Below are 20,135 nucleotides of genomic sequence, written 5' to 3' on the forward strand. Positions count from 1 at the left end.
GGTCTATTAATAGTTTAAAATTGGAAATAAATAAATTGTTCACCGCTACCTTGTGATATGATTATGAGAAATAGCATAATTGCCCAGAATATTCCCAATACTAACGGATTTGTTTTTAAGGATACAGCTTTCATGCTTGTATTTCGCATCAACCAGTGACAGATAAAAAGTATTCCAACTACTACAGAAACTTTTAAAACTTCAAAAGAACCCAATATCTTTTCACCTTCGGTTTGCATATAGAACATGGATTTTATCATGTTCCAAGCCGTATCAAATTCTCTTGCTCTAAAAAACACCCAGGTAATATTTACACACGAAAAGGTGATAAATGCCAAGAATATGCCATTCCATTTAGTGATTTTAAATGGTAGGTATTGTTTTTGCAGCTTTTCTAATATCAAATAAGTACCATGTAGTCCACCCCAAACCATAAAGGTCCAAGCGGCACCATGCCAAAGCCCACCAAGAAGCATGGTAAGCATTAGGGCTACATACATTCGTGTTATACCATGACGATTACCACCTAAAGGAATATATAAATAGTCTTTTAACCAGCTTGATAATGAAATGTGCCAGCGACTCCATAAGTCAGAAAAACCAAGTGAGGCATAAGGATATCTAAAGTTGTCTGGTAGAATAATACCAAGCATTAATGCTATACCTATGGCACATGTTGAATATCCTGCAAAATCAAAGAAAATTTGTCCTGAAAAGGCAAGGGTTCCAATCCACGCATCAACACCGTGTAATAACTTGTCTGAACCAAATACATTATCAGATGTGCTGGATAACAAGGCGTCTGCCATTACTACTTTTTGAAACAATCCGATGGTTAGCAAAAAAATACCCCAAAAAAATTGATTGGCTGTTGCTCGTTTCTCTTCGTAAAATTGTGTGATTAAATCTTTTGCTCTAACAATTGGACCAGCAACTAATTGCGGGAAGAACGTAACATATAATGCAAAATCCAAAAATGTTCTGGCTGGTTCAATTTTACGTTTATACATATCAATGGTGTACGACATGGTTTGAAACGTGTAAAACGAAATACCCATAGGTAGAATAATGTCCATTGGTAAAGCTTCATATTCAAATCCCATGGCGTTTATAACGGCCGTGAAATTCTCCAATAAAAAGTTTCCGTATTTGAAAAATCCCAGAAAACCCAGGTTGACAAACATACTTGTTAGAAGCCACATTTTTCGTTTTCTTTGATTCTCTTCTACAGCTAAGCGTTTCCCTGCAGTCCAGTCCACCATTGTTGATATCCATAATAGAATAACTAAAGGTGGATTCCATAAACCATAAAACACATAACTGGCTAACAATAGCATGCGTTTTTTGTTGGTCCAATTCAAAAATTTAGAATAATAGAGTAGTAAAACTATAACTAGAAAAACTACAAAACTTAATGAGTTAAATAACATGTCTAGTTAGTTTTAAGGTTAAATGGAATACTATTATCGTTCATCATAATTTTAGCGACTTCGGCTGTAAAAAAATCAGCGTCTTCACCAGAAAGGTGTGACCATTCTGGACAATCTAAATCTTTTAATTGTGCATAATCTTCAAAATGATAACCTTTCGCACCAGATTGTTTAACGAGTTCATCCCAAAATTCATCACGACAATAAAAGTTTTCTTCTTTTTTACGATAATATTCAGTTGAAGGACATCTTAAAAGAACCAGATTTCCACCGCGGTCTTGAAATGCTTTTGCATCAGCTACAAAGATTTTCATAACACCTTCTTTATCCAATTCTCTTGGAGGTGTTTCAGGCGTACTTTTAAAACTCCAGACATTTTTTATCAGTCTAGCAAAAGCGGTGTCCGTGACTGTTTTTTCAGTCATGCGTAAGTTTCTGTCTAATGAGATATCGGCGAAGTTTGGAAAAGGAGGGAAGTCACTTCCTTCAATTCGGTTTCCAAATTGGATACCTTCTAATAAGAATTGCAATTTCATAGCATCTATACCATCTGCATCGCTCATAAACGCGAGGTTTTGCTGTAATGGGATTGATAAGATATGATTTAATTGTTGTGCATAAGTTTGATCATGAAAATATTCAACTTTGTCGTTAGCACTTCTATAGGCTCGCTTTTCAGTGGTGGTCGAAGAAAAGAATAAACCTGGTGTCACACCAACTACAATTGTTCCTGAAAAATCGGTCTTATGAACCAAATCGTGAAAAACTGGAAGCGGTGTTGCGCCAGGATAAGCTAATTGAATTGGTTTTATTCCGGTTTCTTTTTTCCAAACATCTAGTTGAATATCGAAATGAATTCGTGATGAACCAATTAGAATGACATCAGAGTTTGACGCTTTGTCTGCACGTTTGCGTTGTGCCGCAAATAAAGCCTCATCGTTATCTAAATCCGGATAATAGCCTTGCGAGCGCCAATATAGTTCCCAAGCAACTGTGCCTAAAACACACAATGCTATCGCGCAGATTAATGATTGTTTAAGATTCATATTTTGGTTGGTTTAGTTAGTAAAAGTCATGATTAAAATGAACCATTATTCACATCCTTAATAAAATTAATAAGTCCTTTAAAATAAGTTTTTTGGTCATCGTATTGTGCGAAATGGCTACCATTCGGGCATAACAAAAATCGCCCGTTAGGAAACTCATTTGCCATCCATTCCATGTGTTTTGGATCCATGGTGTCATACGTCGCACCTATAACAAGTGTTGGAGTATTGACCGTTTTTAATCGGTTTGAAACATCCCAATTCTTAAGTGTGGCATTTCCTGCCATCCCAAATTCACTTGGTCCTTGCATATATAAGTATATATCATGATTTAAATGTTGGAATAATAAATTTACTGATTTTGGCCATTCTTCTATAGGCATTCGTAATGTATGTTCGGTATAATAGTGATTCATTAAAAGTTCGCCATATCTAGGATTAGAATAGTCCTTGTTGGCTTCAAATTCTAAAATTTCATTTAAAACTTCAGTAGGCATTTGTGGACCTAGAACTTCTTGAGCATATTTACTATATGCTGGAGCACTAGACATCATGTTTGAAATTATTAAACCTTTTAAATTATCTTGATATTTTAGTGCATATTCCATTGCTAGAATTCCTCCCCAAGATTGCCCTAATAAATAAAAGTTATCCTTATCTAAATTTAGAGCTTTTCTAACTTGCTCAACTTCTTCTACATAATGTTCTGTAGTCCAAAGTGTTGAATCATTAGGCTTATCACTATAATAAGAATCTAACTGATCATAATAAATATATTCGATGCCTTCGTTAGGAAGATAACTGTCAAAACAGTCAAATTCTTCATGAGTACCACCTGGTCCACCATGTAAAAGTAAAACGCGCATTTTCGGATTGTTTCCCACGCGTTTTGTGTAGACATTGAAGGTTCCAACTTCGGTTTTAATAGGAATCATATTTATGCCACCTGTAAATTGGTCTTCATTTCCTGAATAGTCAAGATAACCACTATTAATTTTTTCTTCGGGTGCAACAACCTCTTTTTCTATTTTTTCTTGACAATTAAAAGCCAAAATTGAAAATAGCAGAACTATATAAATGTTTAATTTCATTATATCCATTTTATTTTGAAGCTTCAGCTAATTGTTTCGTATCAACATATTGCTGAAAACCTATAATCTTACCATTTTCTAAAGTCCAATGATGCGCTACTTGAGCATCTATACTTTTACCGGTCTTTTTATGTTTGGCGTTATAGCGTAATGTGGCCAAAACTTGATTTTCGGACATTTCATGTAACTCAATGTTTTTAAGTGTAAATCCATCCCATTCATTAACTACACGACCAAAAACACCTTCAACAATAGCATCTGCTCCTTTGTATGGGTTGCCGTCGGCATATGCATTACCTTCAGCTTCATTCCAAACAATATCTGGACTAAATGTAGCTACTACACCTTCAATATCGCCTTTTCCAAATGCCTCATAGGCAGCATTTACAACGGCTAAATTATTTGGGTCAGAAACAAAACCTAATTGTTGCATAAAAATCATGTTATCCATAAAGTCTTGTTCTTGAGCAATCTTTCCATCTTTCATTTTTACGAGAGTGGTACCCTCAACATCGACTGCTTTTCCTGTAGGTGGAATGCCAAAAAAATCACCAGTATGCTTACCAGTGAAGTGCCAGTGTTTTACCAGCTTGTCTCCTTGACCAAAAATATCTTTTATGGTAAAATTTGGTTCAGAAAAACCAGTAACGAAATTGGAATAATAATCTTTAAAATTAGCTATGCCAACTACATTTTCAGGACTACTGATAAGTGTTATGTTTTCATCAAAATAAGTGTTGTTTATTTTGTCAAGTTCACCTTTGTTAATAATGTCATCCCAAACAGTGGTGTACATTTCCATGTCTTTTTCTATTTGTTGATTGGGATTACTACAAGATAATAATGACAAAGTCAATACTATTGCTAAAAGTTTAATTGTTTTCATGATTAGTGTTTTTTAACGGGTTGATTAAATGATATAATTTTTGAATTTCTATTTTTTTTATTTCATTAAGTGAAATAAAGATATAATGGTAAATATGTATAGCAGTTGTTACCCAGAAGAAAAAGGGTAGAAAAGAATAGGTAGGATTAAAATATTGATTTGGAGTAAAATTTATTGCAACGCTAGGAGCAACAATTTTGGTTGGTTTCATTTATAATGTCTTTTTTAATGCTATTAAAAAGACTTGAGGGAGATTCTAAAGATATTAAAAAAAAGAATAAGTTACATGTTTACAAATACATAACCAGAAAGTTCGTTTTCTTTTAAATTAATCTCGGTTTCATTGAGTAAAATGCCATATTCTACAAAAGCTTTTAAATTAGTAAGCCAAAAAGTCCATCCGTTACTACAACCAAAATGAATGCGTAGTTTACTTTCATCATCTTCGGGGATTTCAAATTGTTTTAATGAGACAATGACAACATTATTTTTTTCTTCAAGTGTTACGGATACTTTTGAGCCTTCAAATGTAAATTCCAGAAAGTCTTTACCATTTGCTTGAGTAATAGTTCCTTCGGCTTTACCATCCCAATTATGCCAATGCCATGTATAAGTGTCACCAATTTGAACAAAATCTTGTTTATTTCTTAAGGCATCTGACTTATCTTTGAATTTTGCTTGACTCAAAAACCAAGATGTGATGCCTTTTTCTGTAGCCCATAATTGGTAAAGTTCTTTAGCTGTTGATTTGATGTAAATCTTTTTTTCAAATGAATGCCATTGTAGTTTTTCCATATTATTTCAGGTATTTAGCAAGTAGGCCATGAAAATGGTGTACACCTTTTTCTCGTGTTGGTGAAAACCGACCCGTGTTGTAATAACGAGATTGTACACCTTTATGAACACCTTCAACCACAAATTCATCCTCGCGTTCAACCTTGTCTAAAAGAGCCCCAGCACCTTTATTAAGTTTGGTTTCATCATGGACATATGTTATAAAGGAAACTTTAGTTTTGTTTAAACTCATAGGTTTCACCACATTAATAGATAAACCCCAAGGATAAAAATTAAACATCATATTCGGGAAAATCCAATAATAGTAGGCTGCAATGTTTTTACCGTAATCTTTATGATATTGAGGCAAATCAAAGACTTCCTCACCTTCATTAGCATAACCAATTTGTAGATTACAATGCTTATAAATTTCAGTTGTGTAATTACCATAATCTAAAACTTCATTGAGATCATCGTGAACAAAAGGGATATGGAATCCTTCTAAATAGTTATCACAGTACAGCGCCCAATGGCAATTAACTAAATAATCTTTACTAGAACCAGTGTCTAATTTAAACTGATGCAACGGTAAAAAGCCAATGCGCTCTATCATCACACTTAATACATCATCTAAATCGAAAGATGGGTTTAAGCCAACAAAAACAAATGGGCCTAGTGTACGCACCAAAAATTCTCTCAAACTATCACAAGGTCTTGGGAAATTTTCAGCTTCTTCGAATTCAGGCATGGATTTAAATGTTCCGTCCAAGCCAAATCGTCGTCCATGATACATACAGCGTAATTGTTTCAATTTACCAGGATTATTGACTACAATATTCCCGCGATGCGTACATACGTTACTGAAACATTTGATACTATCCTCTGCATCTCTAGATAGTACCAATGGCTCTGTAATATAGTTGTCCAAAAGAATAAACGGATGAACGGTTTGTGCAAATGGCACTAAATTATCATCACCTATGAATTGCCAGGTTTTTACAAAAACCTTCTCTTTAATATCTTCAAATACAATTTGACTTCTATAAAAATCGGCAGGCAAAGTCTCTGCAACTTTTATATCTGGATCGACATAGAATTTTTTGCTCATAAATACCGAAATTTCTAGACTCAAAAATTACAGTAATTTCATAACATGAGCAAATCTACTTTGTAGAATTCGATAAACGAAAAAAATGATTTATAGAGCTATTTCTATTTGATTTTTAATGATATCATCAAAGGTTTCGCGTTTTCTGATTAAATTCGCTTTTCCGTTATGCCATAAAACTTCTGCAGGTCTATAGCGTGAGTTGTAATTTGAAGCCATAGAGTAGCAATACGCGCCAGCATTTTTAAATGCTAAAATATCACCTTCTGTAATTTCATTAATACGTCGGTTATTGGCAAACGTATCTGTTTCACAAATATAGCCTACAACTGAATAAAAGCGTTCACGACCATTTGGATTGGATATGTTAATGATTTCATGTTGGGAGCCATAGAGCATAGGACGAATTAAGTGATTAAATCCTGAATCAATTTGTGCAAATACAGTTGAGGTGGTTTGCTTAACTACATTAACTTTAGTTAAGAAATAACCTGCTTCACTTACAAGAAATTTTCCTGGTTCAAAAGCCAAGGTCAATTCTTTACCATATTCTTTGCAAAATGCGTTGAAACGTTTACTTAACTTGTTTCCAAGTTCTTCAATATTGGTTTCAATATCGCCATCTTTATAAGGCACTTTAAAACCTGAACCAAAATCTATAAACTCTAAATCTGAAAAGTTTTTGGCGGTTTCAAATAAAATTTCACTGGCGTACAAAAACACATCGATATCTAGAATATCACTACCTGTATGCATGTGAATGCCGTTAATGTTCATATTGGTGTTTTCTACAATACGTAAAATATGCGGTATTTGATGGATGGAAATACCAAACTTACTATCAATATGACCAACTGAAATATTTGTGTTTCCGCCAGCCATAACATGAGGGTTAATACGAATGCAAACTGGTGTTTTTGGAAATTTGGTTCCAAATTGCTCCAAAATAGAGAGATTGTCAATATTAATCTGTACACCTAAACTGGCAGCAAGTTCAATTTCTTCCAAGGACACACCATTAGGCGTATAAATTATGTTTTCAGGTGAAAAGCCAGCTTCTAATCCCAGTTTTACTTCCTGAATAGATACCGTATCCAAACCTGAACCTAATGAATTCATAAGTTTCAATACTGAAATGTTTGATAACGCTTTTACAGCATAATTTATTTTTACCTTTTTAACCTTATTAAAAGCATTGGTTAAGCGTTTGTACTGTGAAACAATTTTTTCAGAGTTATACACATAAACGGGACTTCCATAGTCCGCTGCAATTTGTAATAAGGTTTTTGAATTCATTTTTTTTAATTTAAGATTCGCAAAACTAAAAAGTATTTTTGGATTGTAGCTAGAATCTCTAGGGATTTATATCAAAATTCAGTCAATTAAAAAGAGCGTTAATACTTCCTTTAAAATTTATTGGTAAAAAGTAATAGGATGATTACTTTTGTGGCACTTTAAATATGGATTAAAAGATGAACTTACACGAATATCAAGGAAAAGAAATATTAAATAGTTTTGGCGTGCGCATTCAAAGAGGTATTGTTGCACAAAACCCTCAAGAAGCAGTTGCTGCTGCTAAACAATTGACTGATGAAACAGGTACTAGTTGGCATGTTATAAAGGCTCAAGTGCACGCAGGTGGTCGTGGAAAAGGTGGCGGTGTTAAATTAGCCAAAAACCTTAAGGAAGTTGAAGAAATTGCTGGTCAAATTATTGGAATGAATTTGGTGACACCACAAACTTCAGCCGAAGGTAAGCGTGTGCATCAGGTGTTAATAGCCGAAGATGTTTACTATCCAGGAGAAAGTGAAACAAGTGAATTTTACATGTCCGTTTTATTAAATCGTGGTACAGGTCGTAATATGATTATGTATTCTACTGAAGGTGGTATGGATATTGAAACAGTTGCAGAAGAAACACCACATTTAATATTTACTGAAGAAATTGATCCATCAGTTGGAATAATGCCTTTTCAAGCTAGACGTGTTGCTTTTAATTTAGGTTTGTCAGGAATGGCATTTAAGGAGATGACAAAATTTGTTACTGCTTTATATACGGCTTATGTAGAATCTGATTCATCTTTATTTGAAATCAATCCGGTTTTAAAGACGAGTGATAACAAAATAATGGCTGTTGATGCTAAAGTAACGATCGATGATAATGCGCTTTACAGACACAAAAATTATCTTGATTTACGTGATATAAGAGAGGAAAGTGCTATTGAAGTTGAAGCTGGAGAGCTTGGATTGAACTATGTAGATTTAGATGGAAACGTTGGCTGTATGGTTAATGGTGCTGGACTTGCAATGGCTACCATGGATTTAATTAAGCAAGCAGGTGGTGAGCCAGCTAACTTTTTAGATGTTGGAGGTACTGCTGATGCGGCTAGAGTAGAGGCTGCATTTAAAATCATTTTAAAAGATCCAGCAGTTAAGGCTATTCTAATTAATATATTTGGTGGTATTGTTCGTTGTGACCGTGTGGCTCAAGGTGTTATTGATGCTTATAAAAACATGGGAACCATAAATGTGCCTATCATAGTACGTTTACAAGGTACGAATGCAGACATTGCAAAGGAATTAATTGATAATTCTGGATTGGATGTGATGAGCGCTACTGAATTTCAAGAAGCAGCTGATAAAGTACAACAGGTTTTATCTTAAAATTTGAAACCATAATAAATAAAAAAGCTCTCATTTTTGAGAGCTTTTTTATTTAAAGATGTAATCCGCATTCGGTTTTTGGATTGTTGTTCCATCTACCACTGCGATCTTCACCAGGAACTGTACAATGTTTACAACCTATAGAATGATAGCCTTTGGCTACTAATGGATGAAATGGTAAGTTGTGTTTTTTTATATATGCGTCACGACTCTCTTTTGTGATATCCAATAAAGGATAGAACTTCAAAATGTCACCACGAAGTTCAAAAATATCTAAAGTAGATCTATGGTCGCTTTGCCATTTCATTAAACCAGAAACCCAAATATTATATTGTTTCTTTAAAATGTCTAAAGGTCTTACCTTATTTATTGAGCAACAAAAGTCTGGATTCTTTTTCCATGTCTCATCTTTCAATGTAAATAAATGTTCTTCTTTTAGGGCTCCAATTGATTTTACATTAAGACCATATACTGCTTTTAGCTTTTCTTTATAATCTAAAGTTTCATCAAAATGATAACCTGTATCAATAAAAAATACTTCTTGGTTTTTATTGACATCAGAAACCAGTTTTAACAAAAATGCAGAAGTTGCAGCGAAGGAACTCGTGAGCATGATTTCATCCAAATCAAAATCTTGATATAAGGTTTCAATACGTTGACAAGCTGATAATGGCTTGTATTTTTTATTGAGTTTTTGAATGTCTTGTTCTGTGAATAGGGTTTTTGAATGAGGTGTAGATATCACAAATATTAATTTAGGACAAATTTGTCTGTTTTACGCAAAAATACTAGGTTATGATAAGATATAAAAGAAAGAAACTAATTTTTTGGCGTTTTTTAGTGCGTTTTGGTTGAAGACTCAATTTATGGTTTCTTTTTAGGTTTAGGCCCTCTTAAATGAATCACTAATCCATTCAAGAAATTACGCAAAATCTGATCACCACATTCTACATACTTTGGATGATCTTCTTTTCTAAAGAAAGCACCTAACTCGCTTTTTGAAATTCTAAAATCTACCAATTCTAAAATCTTTACAATTTCATCATCACGCAATTGTAAAGCCACTCGAAGTTTTTTAAAAATATCGTTATTAGTCATTTAATTTTTCTTGTTACTTTAATTATAATAAAACACCTACTAAAATCTACAAAACGGAATTCATCGACGAAACGCCAAAATAAATTAAAGTGCTTAATTTCAGCAAGTTAAATACTTTGTTTTGAGTAAATGTAGGAAAATATCGATTAAAAGCACGTGATTTTTCGACAAGTTACAATTTATAACGGATTATTAAATCATCTATCTACGTATCTTTATATCACTAATTAATAATCCATTCCTCTAATGATAAACAGGGTTGAAAAATTGAGCCTCCTATCTGAAATGATTTCATTTGCAAAGAATGAAAGTCACCTAAAACCTATTGAGTATAATTTTCTTTTGGCGATAGCGAAGCAATTGGACATCTCTAGAGAGGATTTTGATTATTTGATTGAACATCCTATAAATTATATTCATTTAGAATCGCATAGCGAACGTATTGTTCAGTTTCATAGATTAGTTTTATTAATGAACATTGATGATGAAAATAGCCCGAAAAATAAAACCAAACTGCATAATTTCGGTTTGCGTATGGGATTAAGTCATGAGTCTATTAATAAGGTACTCTATTTAATGGAGAGTTTTCCAAACAAAATAGTGCCACCAGACGTATTAATAGATATTTTTAGGGTTCAATACAATTAGATTTTTAACTTTTCTAATTTTGTTTGATAGGCTTTTATTTGGTCTCTAAATTTAGCGGCTTCTAAAAAGTCTAGTGCTTTTGCTGCTGTTTCCATCATTTTACGTTTTTCACGAATTTTCTTTTCCAATTGACTTTTGGTTAAATAGTCACTTTCTGGTTCTGCAGCTTTGGCGGCTTCCAATTCATAACTATACGTACTAACCGAATTTTTTGATAGGGCATTATCTAAACTTTTATTTAGGGCTTTCGGCTTTATATTGTTATCTGTGTTGTATTGTATTTGCTTTTCTCTTCTATAGTTGGTTTCGTCAATGGTTTTTTGCATGCTTTTAGTTATTTTATCCGCATACATAATAGCTTTACCGTTTAAGTTTCTAGCTGCTCTTCCAACCGTTTGTGTCAATGATCTGGTGGAACGTAAAAATCCTTCTTTGTCAGCATCTAGAATGGCAACCAATGATACTTCTGGCAAATCTAATCCTTCACGCAATAAATTAACACCGACCAACACATCAAATAAACCTTTACGTAAATCCTGCATAATTTCTACGCGTTCTAACGTATCTACATCACTGTGAATATATCTCACACGAATTTGAATACGTGCTAAATATTTGGTTAATTCTTCCGCCATGCGTTTGGTTAATGTGGTTACCAAGGTACGCTCGTCTTTTTCCACGCGTTGTTGAATTTCTTCAATTAAATCGTCTATCTGATTTAGACTAGGTCTCACTTCAATTATCGGATCTAACAATCCGGTTGGGCGAATAACTTGTTCCACATAAACACCATCCGTTTTTTGAAGTTCGTAATCAGCTGGTGTTGCGCTGACATAAATCACTTGATTTTGAAGCGCTTCAAACTCTTCAAACTTAAGTGGTCTGTTATCCATAGCGGCAGGAAGCCTAAACCCGTATTCTACTAAATTTTCTTTTCGACTTCTGTCGCCTCCATACATAGCATGTACTTGTGAAATGGTTACATGACTTTCATCAACCACCATTAAATAATCATCTGGGAAATAATCCAATAAACAGAACGGTCTGGTACCTGGTTGCCTACCATCCAAATAACGCGAGTAATTTTCAATGCCAGAGCAATAACCTAGTTCACGAATCATCTCCAAATCGAACTCCGTACGTTCTTTCAATCGTTTGGCTTCAAGATGCTTGCCAATGTCTTTAAAATAATCATATTGCTTAACCAAATCATCTTGAATGTCTTTTATAGCATTTTGTAAGACTTCAGGTGAGGTCACAAACATATTGGCTGGATAGATATTGAGTCGGTCATACTTTTCAATGACCTCATTGGTTTGAATATTAAAGGCTTCAATATCTTCAATTTCATCACCAAAAAAATGAATGCGAAAGGCGTGATCATCATAACTAGGGAAAATATCAACCGTATCACCTTTTATTCTGAAGTTACCATGATTAAATTCGGCTTCAGTTCGCGAGTATAAACTTTGCACCAATTGATGCAAGAGTTTCGTTCTTGAAATAACTTGGTCCCGTTTTAGGGTAATCACATTTTTCTGAAATTCCACAGGATTACCAATACCATATAAACAAGAAACGGATGCTACAACCAAAACATCTCGCCGACCAGATAGGAGTGAAGAAGTCGTACTTAAACGCATTTTTTCTATTTCCTCGTTGATGGAAAGATCTTTTTCTATGTAAACACCAGAAACTGGAATATAAGCTTCGGGTTGGTAATAATCATAATAGGAAACAAAATATTCAACCGCATTGTTTGGAAAGAACTGTTTAAACTCTGAATATAATTGTGCTGCCAACGTTTTGTTGTGAGCCAAGACCAATGTTGGTTTTTGAACTTCCTGAATCACATTGGCAACCGTAAAGGTTTTACCAGAACCTGTAACACCAAGCAAGGTTTGATACTTTTCGTTTTCAGATATACCATCTACCAATTGAGAAATGGCTTGAGGTTGATCGCCAGTAGGTTTAAATTCCGATTCTATTTTGAATTTCATAGCAAGGTTTTCAGGTTATTCTGAAGGACTAATTTACTTATTCTTTATGAGTATAAAAACCCGTGCAATTGATTATTTATCTTTTCAGTGTAAAGTGACCATTGAAAGTTTTACCGTTTGGTAAAACCGCTTGATACCAATAATCATCTGTAATTTGAGGTTTGCCATTAAAGGTACCATCCCAACTACTATCAGATGCATTAATTTCTTTAAGCAACTTACCATATCGGTCAAATATTTTGATCCTTACCGCTATGGTTTTGGCACTGATGCCTTTTGGATTCCAGGTGTCATTAATTCCATCGCCATTTGGTGTAAAGAATTTTGGGAAACCAAAAACAGCAACTTCTTCTGTGATTACACCGCAACCATTTTTGTCACGAATTAACAGTACATGCGTATCAGCCAAAACATTATCAAAAAATGGCTCATCTTGATAAACACCATTGTCTAAAGCATATTCATAATCACCCTCGCCTGAAACTGAAACAGTAATGGTATTGTTTTCAACACCATCATTTACTTCAATATTCTCGATTGTGGCAATATTAGAAGGGTTGACTAGAATGTCCCTACTTATTGAACAATTGTTTGGATTGGTTGCAACAACCGTATAAGTTCCTACTTCATTAATTTGAATGTTTTCAGAAGTTATTTGTAAGTCAGTTCCGTTTAAAAACCACTGGTAGGTCAGGTTGTTTTGATTAGATGTGCCTGCCTCTAAAGTGATTGTTTGTGGATATTCATTTAGGCAATAGATAGCGGACTCATCTAGTGCTATTTCAGGACTATCAAAAACCACTACTTGTAATGTGGTATATGCAAAACAATTATTGTTATTACTTATTTGAACAAATAACTCATCGGAATACGGATTATTAAGATTCTCATAACCATTGATTATGGGATTGCTTTGATTGATTAAATCGGCTTCCGAAGCATAAAATGTGATGTTAGCCGTATTGGGCACATCAGGATTGCTTAAAATATGGTTTTCCAAATCCACAATACTAAATACAGTAATGCCATCATTGTTGTCATCACATGCAGGAAATGTATCTAATGAAACAGGATTATTGGCAATATCGAGTATGACTTCAGCAACAGAAATACAACCATTACGATTAACGACTCTGGCATAAACAGTTTGGCCAATACTGGTGTTGTCGTAACTGGATGGATTTGCAATAAGCCCAGCATCCGAACCTTCCGCACCTGCTTGCGTTTCAAAAAAATCGACAATTGATAAATTAGGATCATTATCAGTAATGTCAGCAACTGTATTCCACAAATTATAAGTTGTAAAACCATCAAAATCTATATCACAAGCTACTAATGTTGTGTCGAAAACTATAGGGTCTGACGCATATTCAATTTCAATAGCACCATAAGCAATGCAGGTGCCATTTATTGTCACTTCTACCTCATAACTGCCAGGTTGGTCAACTTCAAAGGTGGCATTGGTTTCAGCCGCTAACTCTACACCATTTTGGAACCACGTATAGTTATCAGCATTGGCTTGTGTCGCATCAAGTTCTAAAGTTTCGTCAGGGCATAAGGCGTTATAATTGGCAATGAGCCGGTCTGGACCTAAATCAGATGTTAATTGAAAACTACCAGCCTCTAAAAACACAGCAGAATCATAGCGATAATTTACATGATCTGCAATAACTAATTTTACATGATACGTTGCGTCTGGAATTACATCAGCTACTGCAGTTAAAACGGTTGTTTGTCCATTAAAATTAATAGGAGCACTGCTATCATTCCAGCTGCCAAAATAAGCTTCGTTAATAGGGTCGCAACCACCACTTCCTGGAATTCCAGAGTGGACTGTGGTGACTTTAATAGGTGTGTCTGTTCCTGGAACTATCGCAATATTTTCGTATTGGGTTGTACCTGATGGACGAATTAAAAAACCAAAGAGGTCAGAATATTGACAGGTATTGTTGTTGCCTTCCTGATATTCTTCGGAAGCAAATATATATCTAAAACTAATTTGATTGGCAACGGCTTCAAAATCGAATTCTATTATTGTAGCGTTTAAAGTATTACTGTCTTGAAGCACGCTTTCCAAATCATTGTCTCCAACCCAATTAGGTGCGTCATCATCACTTAAGGAGGTATTTGGGCCTTGGACATTATTTAATCTCCCAGTTGACAGTACCACTCCACTTTGAAACGGAAAACTGCTGCCTGAAGCGTCAAAATAACCATAACTTAAATCGGAACCACCGAAATCACCGCCTACAACGTTGGTAACATTCACGTTTGTAATACAATTGCTATCTACCAAAATATCTTCGATAAGTTGTTGTGGCGAATAGGTTTGTGCGTCTACCAGTACATTTTGGGACCACGATACTAAAGACGTGATTAAAGCCAATAAAAACCAGTAGTTCTTCATTCCATGCAATTGGAATGCAAAGATAGGGATTAACTAACTATCTTTTTAAAGCAAAATGCCCTTTAACTTCAAATTTAATATCATCTTTAACAACTTTAGCTAAAAACCAGTAATCGTTTGATGGCATTGGGTTACCATTATAAGTCCCATCCCAACCAATGGAAGTGTGAGGTAAGGTCTTGAGAAGTTTACCATATCTATCATAAATATGCACGATGGTTCCTGCTAACTGATTCACACCAGTAATATGCCAATAGTCATTTTGACCGTCTTGGTTTGGTGTGAAGAATAAAGGTGTATCGATAATCACAATTTCCTTTATGGCCGATGCACAGCCATTTAAATCGTAAACTTCAATAGTGTGCGGACCTAATGATACATTATAAAACACATTAGATTCCTGTGGGACACCATTATCCAATATATACATATAGTTTCCGATGCCACTTATGGTAACGGTAATATTGTTGGGGTCAGCAAAATCAACTGTTTCGGTAAACTCAATGGTAGCTTGTTCTGATTCAATGACGTTGAATGTACTTGTGGTTGTACAGCCATTAATAGAGGTTGTGGTTACCGAGTAGGTGCCTATTTCAGTTATTTCAATTTCTGATGCCGTTGCATTTGTTGACCATTGATATGTGTCCGTATCAAAACCGGTATCCGCTGAAACCACTAACGGAAGATTATCCAAACAAACTGTTTGATCTGGAATGTTGACATCTGGTTTTCTAAAAATAATGGTTTCAAAGTTGGTAATATTAAAACAACCTGTTTGATTATTTTCTACACGAACATATATAGTTTGCTCGTTAAAAGCGAAATAAATTAAATCTGCAATGGCATTCAAATTGTCAACGGCTTCTTCTTCCAATTCAAAATAGGAAACGGTGAATAAACTTGGATTTTGACTGCCCAAAACTAATGAGGTTTGAACTGATAAATCAAAAACCAGCATGCTATCGTAATCATCATCGCAAGCTTCTAAATTTGGAGGTCTAACCGCATTTGGTGTTGGATTGACTCTTAAATTGAAACTGTCTATGGCAATACAACCCGTTTGCGTGTTGACAGCTCTAATAAAAATGGTGTCAATACTACTGGTGTAGGTGTAATTTTCAGATAATGCATTTTGAGTATTATTGGCATCAGTTTGGTTACTGTAAAATGAAACAGCTATATGTTCTTGATTTCCAATAAGAGCATCCAATGTTTCGTTTAAATCAAAACTGTTGGTATCGTTTTCACAAATAGGGTAGTTACCAATATCGTTGATTGTAGGTGGTAGATTAACTATCAAATCCAATGGAATGGTCACATAACAATTGGAAACCGTATTGGTTATTTTGATATAAACGGTTTGCGGATTAGTAATATTATTGTAATTACTTGGATTCGAAATTGAGTTGCTACCTGATTCTAAATCTTCAATAGATTCGTGATAGGTAACTACAATATCATCCTGTCTGATATCTAAAACTTCAATTTCAGAAACCGTTAAATCGAAGGTTACAGAACCATCATAATCTGTGTCGCATTGCTCCATAGCTGAAGCCATATTAACTAGTGGCACTTGAATAACATTTAGACCAAATTCGGCTATACCATGACAATAGGTGCCGTTCTCAATACGTGCATAAATTTGTTGCGGATTCGTTTGATTGGTGTAGTTTAAAGGTAATTCATTTTGTTGATTTTCAGCATTTTCAAAGCTATTATAGAAAGTAATGCTCAAACTATCTGTACTGCCTTGAGACATATCTAAAACCACTTGATGAAGATCAAATTCTTCCTGGCCATCATTCGATATATTATCACATAAATAGACATCCAACGGTGGATTATAAACTGGTAATGAACCAACTTCAATAGTAAAACTGTCTACGCCAAAACATGTTTCGTCTGTTAGATTTTCAACACGTGCAAATATAGTTTGTGGATTTGAGTTGTTTTGATAAGCGTTATTTTTATCTATTTCATTCGTTCGATTTATAGCATCGGTTTCCGTTTCAAAATATAGGACTTGTTTACCCGTTTGTCCGTTCAATATTTCTGCATCTTTTTCGATAAAATAAAAATCAGCAATTTGATTACCATCACTTTCACAATTTCTAAAATTGGAGATTTCAGGAAAAACAGGAATGGTGTTGACGTATATTTCAAATGTTTCTAATGCATAGCAACCCGTATTTTGGTTTTCTATTCGCGTATAGATGGTTTGTGAATTAGTATTGTATGTGCTTGTATTTGTTATTGCATTACTATCGCTTTCTGCATCCGTTTGGGACGTATGGAAACTGATGTTTAAACCATTGGTGTCAGTAACTATTTCTGAAATTTTAGTATCTAAATTAACTATTGAAAAGCCATCTTGGTCATTATCACAAATGACAATGTTTGAAGCATCTGAAATAGTTGGAGCCAATAATACTTCAATTTCTAATGGTGCCACATCACTACAATTGGTATCATTACTTACCACGCGTACGTAGATTGTTTGTGGATTACTGATATTGTTATAGAAAGGCGATAATTGATTTTCGTTGTTTTCAGCATCTTCCTGTGTTAAGAAGTAAGAAACATTAGGGTTATTAATACTAGAACTTACATAAGCATCAAAGGTTGCTAATTCTATTGAAGTCAAACCATCGTCATCATTGTCACAGTAAGCAACTGGGTCTAAAGTTGGGATGATAACAGCTGGGTGGATAATTAAACTGATATCCGAAAAATACGTACAATCATCACTAAAGACCGTTACAAAGAGTTGATGAGGACTGTTTGTGACCTCATAAGGAACGGATTGGTCAATGGGATTTACATTGTTGCCTCTATCTGTCTCGGTTTCAAAAAAAATAATGTTTACATTTTCTAAATTATTGGTAATATTATCAGCAATATTTTCAAGATTAAATGTTTCAACACCATCGTTTGAAGCATCATCGCAACGATAAAAATTTCTGATATTGGTTCCAGACTCTAATATATTGGCGTGTAATTCTATATTAGATATCGAGATGCAACCTGTATTGTCATCAACAACTCTAATAAAGATTGTTTGAACATTGGGTACGGTGTTTTCGTAATTTTCAATATCACTTATCGGATTGTCGCCAGACTGTGCATCTTCATAACTTGTGTGAAATGACGTTGAGACACCTGTTGTACCTTGAAGCACATCGTCTATAACCGATGTTAAATCAAATGTTTCAAAACCATCACCATCTTGTTCACAAGCATCAATTACTTGTGTCTCATTATTAATGAATGGATTGTCAAGCACATTAACCACTAGTGATGTTGTTGTCGTGCATCCCGTATTGGCATCAATAATTCTAATAAATAGTTGCTCTGTTTGATTGGTATTGACATAAGGAGTAGGTACGGCATTAATTCCTGCATCCGCATCTTCCTGTGAGTAATGGTATGAAACCAAAAGGTTCGTATTTCCATTAGTGATTTCGTCATTTTTGATAGTTAAATCTATTGAGGTGAAACCATCTGAAGTAGCATCGTCACAAACATCCAATTGTGTAGGTTCGGTAATCGTTGGTAATGGATTAACAATAAGATTAAATGATGCATAAGCCAAACAGCCGTTATCAATATCTTCAATTCTTACAAAAATAGTTTGCGGATTACTGGAATTCTGAATACTAGACGTAATCGTATTGGTGTTACTCTCGGCTTCATTTTGCGAGTAATGATAGCTAATATTGTAATTGGAGCTCGGTACAGCATTCAGGACTTCATTGTCCTTTAAGCTTAGATCAAAGGTTTCGATGCTATCATTACTTGGGTCGTCACAAACTTCATAATCACTAATATTTTCGGCAGATTGTTCAGAGTTTAAAGTAATTTCAACGGTATCTTCAATTTCGCAAGTTGTATTATTAATTGGAATTGAAATTTGAACAGTATAAGAACCACTACTGGTTACAACTAAGTTAGGATTCGTTTCACTTGTAATAAGATTACCATTATGAAACCAAGCGTAAGTTGCCAGGTTGTTTTGTGTATCTGCTGATAATTCAATGTCTTCGGCACATGTTGTAATGTCTGGCCCAAGATCTACAGTAGCATTAAAACTATTGCCTTGAATAAAAACGGCAGAATCAAAATTTTCATCGGTTTGATCTGCAATGACTAATTTAATATGATATTGTACATTGGGTTGAATACTAGCTGAGGCAGTAAGTACGGTTGTTCTTCCGTTAAAATTGGTGTCTCCTAAATTATAACCTTCGAAGTAAGTTTCATTTGAGGCCTCACAAAAACCTACAATTTCCTCATGAATGGTATTAGTATTAACCGGCGTAGAAGTGCCTGGGATTAAAGCTACATTTTCATAGGGATTTGCAGTTCCTGCTTCTTTAATTAGAAATGCGAAACCATCTGAATACTCACATGGATAATTGGCAAAATATTCTTCTGAAGCTAAAATATAATTGAATTGTACCTGATTGGTAACAGATACAAAATCGAATTCAATGGACGTAGCATTTAAGGTGTTTGAAATACCCAACGCATTTTCTAAATCGGCATCAGTGCCCCAATTAGTTTCGCCATCGTTTAACGTGTTAGCATTAGTTGTATTACCAGCTGAATTAGCATTACCCGTTGATAGTAGTATGCCATTTTCAAAAGGAAAGTTAGAATTGGCACGTTCAAAATACCCGAAGCTTCCTAATCCATTTATAGAACCATTACTATTTGATGTGATATTTGAAACCTCCACACAACCTTGAATCAATCTATTTTGGATAAGTTCTTGTACTGAAACGCTATTATCAATAGCTATTTGTTGCCCTAAAGCGTCCTGATTAAACCCGAGAAATAGACTTAATAAAAGAGAACAAAACGTTAGTTTGTTGAGGGAGTAGGGATTAATGTAATTTTTCACGTTTCGATTTGTTGGGTTTTCGGATGTAAACCTAATCAAAAAAACGACAAAACGCAAAAAATATCGATGAAATGCGTAATT

Annotated in this window: 15 protein-coding genes; 2 read left to right on the forward strand and 13 right to left on the reverse strand. The window is 34.5% G+C overall.

The features are described 5' to 3' along the window. Window positions 1-14: 14 nt before the first annotated feature. The 8 genes from C1S72_RS13395 to lysA form a co-directional block, all read right to left on the reverse strand. Window positions 15-1,430: an MBOAT family O-acyltransferase gene (locus tag C1S72_RS13395; RefSeq protein ID WP_104736243.1), complete on the reverse strand. Its 1,416-nt coding sequence runs from the start codon at window positions 1,428-1,430 to the stop codon at window positions 15-17. Window positions 1,431-1,432: 2 nt separating this feature from the next. Then, window positions 1,433-2,476: a hypothetical protein gene (locus C1S72_RS13400; protein ID WP_104736244.1), complete on the reverse strand. Its 1,044-nt coding sequence runs from the start codon at window positions 2,474-2,476 to the stop codon at window positions 1,433-1,435. A gap of 32 nt (window positions 2,477-2,508) precedes the next feature. Continuing rightward, window positions 2,509-3,567, reverse strand: a complete 1,059-nt coding sequence (locus C1S72_RS13405; RefSeq protein WP_104736358.1) for a proline iminopeptidase-family hydrolase — start codon at window positions 3,565-3,567, stop codon at window positions 2,509-2,511. A 10-nt stretch (window positions 3,568-3,577) separates the two neighbouring features. After that, the gene (locus C1S72_RS14545; protein ID WP_162919989.1) at window positions 3,578-4,453 is read right to left on the reverse strand and encodes an ester cyclase; all 876 of its coding nucleotides are present in this window, start codon (window positions 4,451-4,453) and stop codon (window positions 3,578-3,580) included. Further along, a complete protein-coding gene (locus tag C1S72_RS13415; protein WP_104736245.1) occupies window positions 4,440-4,664 on the reverse strand; it encodes a hypothetical protein in 225 nt (74 codons plus the stop codon). Before C1S72_RS13415 ends, C1S72_RS14545 begins: the two co-directional genes overlap by 14 nt. A 71-nt stretch (window positions 4,665-4,735) precedes the next feature. Then, the gene (locus tag C1S72_RS13420) at window positions 4,736-5,248 is read right to left on the reverse strand and encodes an SRPBCC family protein (protein WP_104736246.1); all 513 of its coding nucleotides are present in this window, start codon (window positions 5,246-5,248) and stop codon (window positions 4,736-4,738) included. A 1-nt stretch (window position 5,249) separates the two neighbouring features. Then, window positions 5,250-6,335 (reverse strand): aromatic ring-hydroxylating oxygenase subunit alpha, encoded by a 1,086-nt coding sequence (locus tag C1S72_RS13425; RefSeq protein ID WP_104736247.1) that lies wholly within the window; start codon window positions 6,333-6,335, stop codon window positions 5,250-5,252. Window positions 6,336-6,425: 90 nt separating this feature from the next. Further along, complete coding sequence (gene lysA / locus C1S72_RS13430) at window positions 6,426-7,631, reverse strand: diaminopimelate decarboxylase (protein ID WP_104736248.1); 1,206 nt, start codon at window positions 7,629-7,631, stop codon at window positions 6,426-6,428. A 176-nt stretch (window positions 7,632-7,807) separates the two neighbouring features. Between lysA and sucC the strand changes: the two genes are divergently transcribed. Continuing rightward, on the forward strand, window positions 7,808-8,998 hold the full coding sequence (gene sucC, locus C1S72_RS13435) for an ADP-forming succinate--CoA ligase subunit beta (RefSeq protein WP_104736249.1): 1,191 nt from the start codon (window positions 7,808-7,810) through the stop codon (window positions 8,996-8,998). A gap of 52 nt (window positions 8,999-9,050) precedes the next feature. On the opposite strand, the gene C1S72_RS13440 is transcribed toward sucC, so the two are convergent. Both C1S72_RS13440 and C1S72_RS13445 read right to left on the reverse strand, forming a co-directional pair. Further along, entirely contained in the window at window positions 9,051-9,740 is a 690-nt protein-coding gene (locus tag C1S72_RS13440; RefSeq protein WP_104736360.1) for a phosphoadenylyl-sulfate reductase, read from the reverse strand. A gap of 122 nt (window positions 9,741-9,862) precedes the next feature. Further along, complete coding sequence (locus C1S72_RS13445) at window positions 9,863-10,096, reverse strand: DUF1456 family protein (RefSeq protein ID WP_104736250.1); 234 nt, start codon at window positions 10,094-10,096, stop codon at window positions 9,863-9,865. A 246-nt stretch (window positions 10,097-10,342) separates the two neighbouring features. On the opposite strand from C1S72_RS13445, the gene C1S72_RS13450 reads away from it, so the two are divergent. Beyond that, a complete protein-coding gene (locus C1S72_RS13450) occupies window positions 10,343-10,744 on the forward strand; it encodes a hypothetical protein (RefSeq protein ID WP_104736251.1) in 402 nt (133 codons plus the stop codon). On the opposite strand, the gene uvrB is transcribed toward C1S72_RS13450, so the two are convergent. The 3 genes from uvrB to C1S72_RS13465 all read right to left on the reverse strand — a co-directional run bounded on the left by uvrB (window position 10,741) and on the right by C1S72_RS13465 (window position 20,054). Then, a complete protein-coding gene (gene uvrB / locus C1S72_RS13455) occupies window positions 10,741-12,744 on the reverse strand; it encodes an excinuclease ABC subunit UvrB (protein WP_104736252.1) in 2,004 nt (667 codons plus the stop codon). The two genes, C1S72_RS13450 and uvrB, sit on opposite strands and share 4 nt — an antisense overlap. Window positions 12,745-12,820: 76 nt before the next feature. Further along, window positions 12,821-15,151: a T9SS type B sorting domain-containing protein gene (locus C1S72_RS13460; protein WP_104736253.1), complete on the reverse strand. Its 2,331-nt coding sequence runs from the start codon at window positions 15,149-15,151 to the stop codon at window positions 12,821-12,823. Between the two features lie 37 nt (window positions 15,152-15,188). Continuing rightward, window positions 15,189-20,054 (reverse strand): T9SS type B sorting domain-containing protein, encoded by a 4,866-nt coding sequence (locus C1S72_RS13465; protein WP_230401662.1) that lies wholly within the window; start codon window positions 20,052-20,054, stop codon window positions 15,189-15,191. Window positions 20,055-20,135 lie beyond the last annotated feature (81 nt).

It is taken from the genome of Hanstruepera ponticola (assembly GCF_002940745.1).
GTDB lineage: Bacteria > Bacteroidota > Bacteroidia > Flavobacteriales > Flavobacteriaceae > Hanstruepera > Hanstruepera ponticola.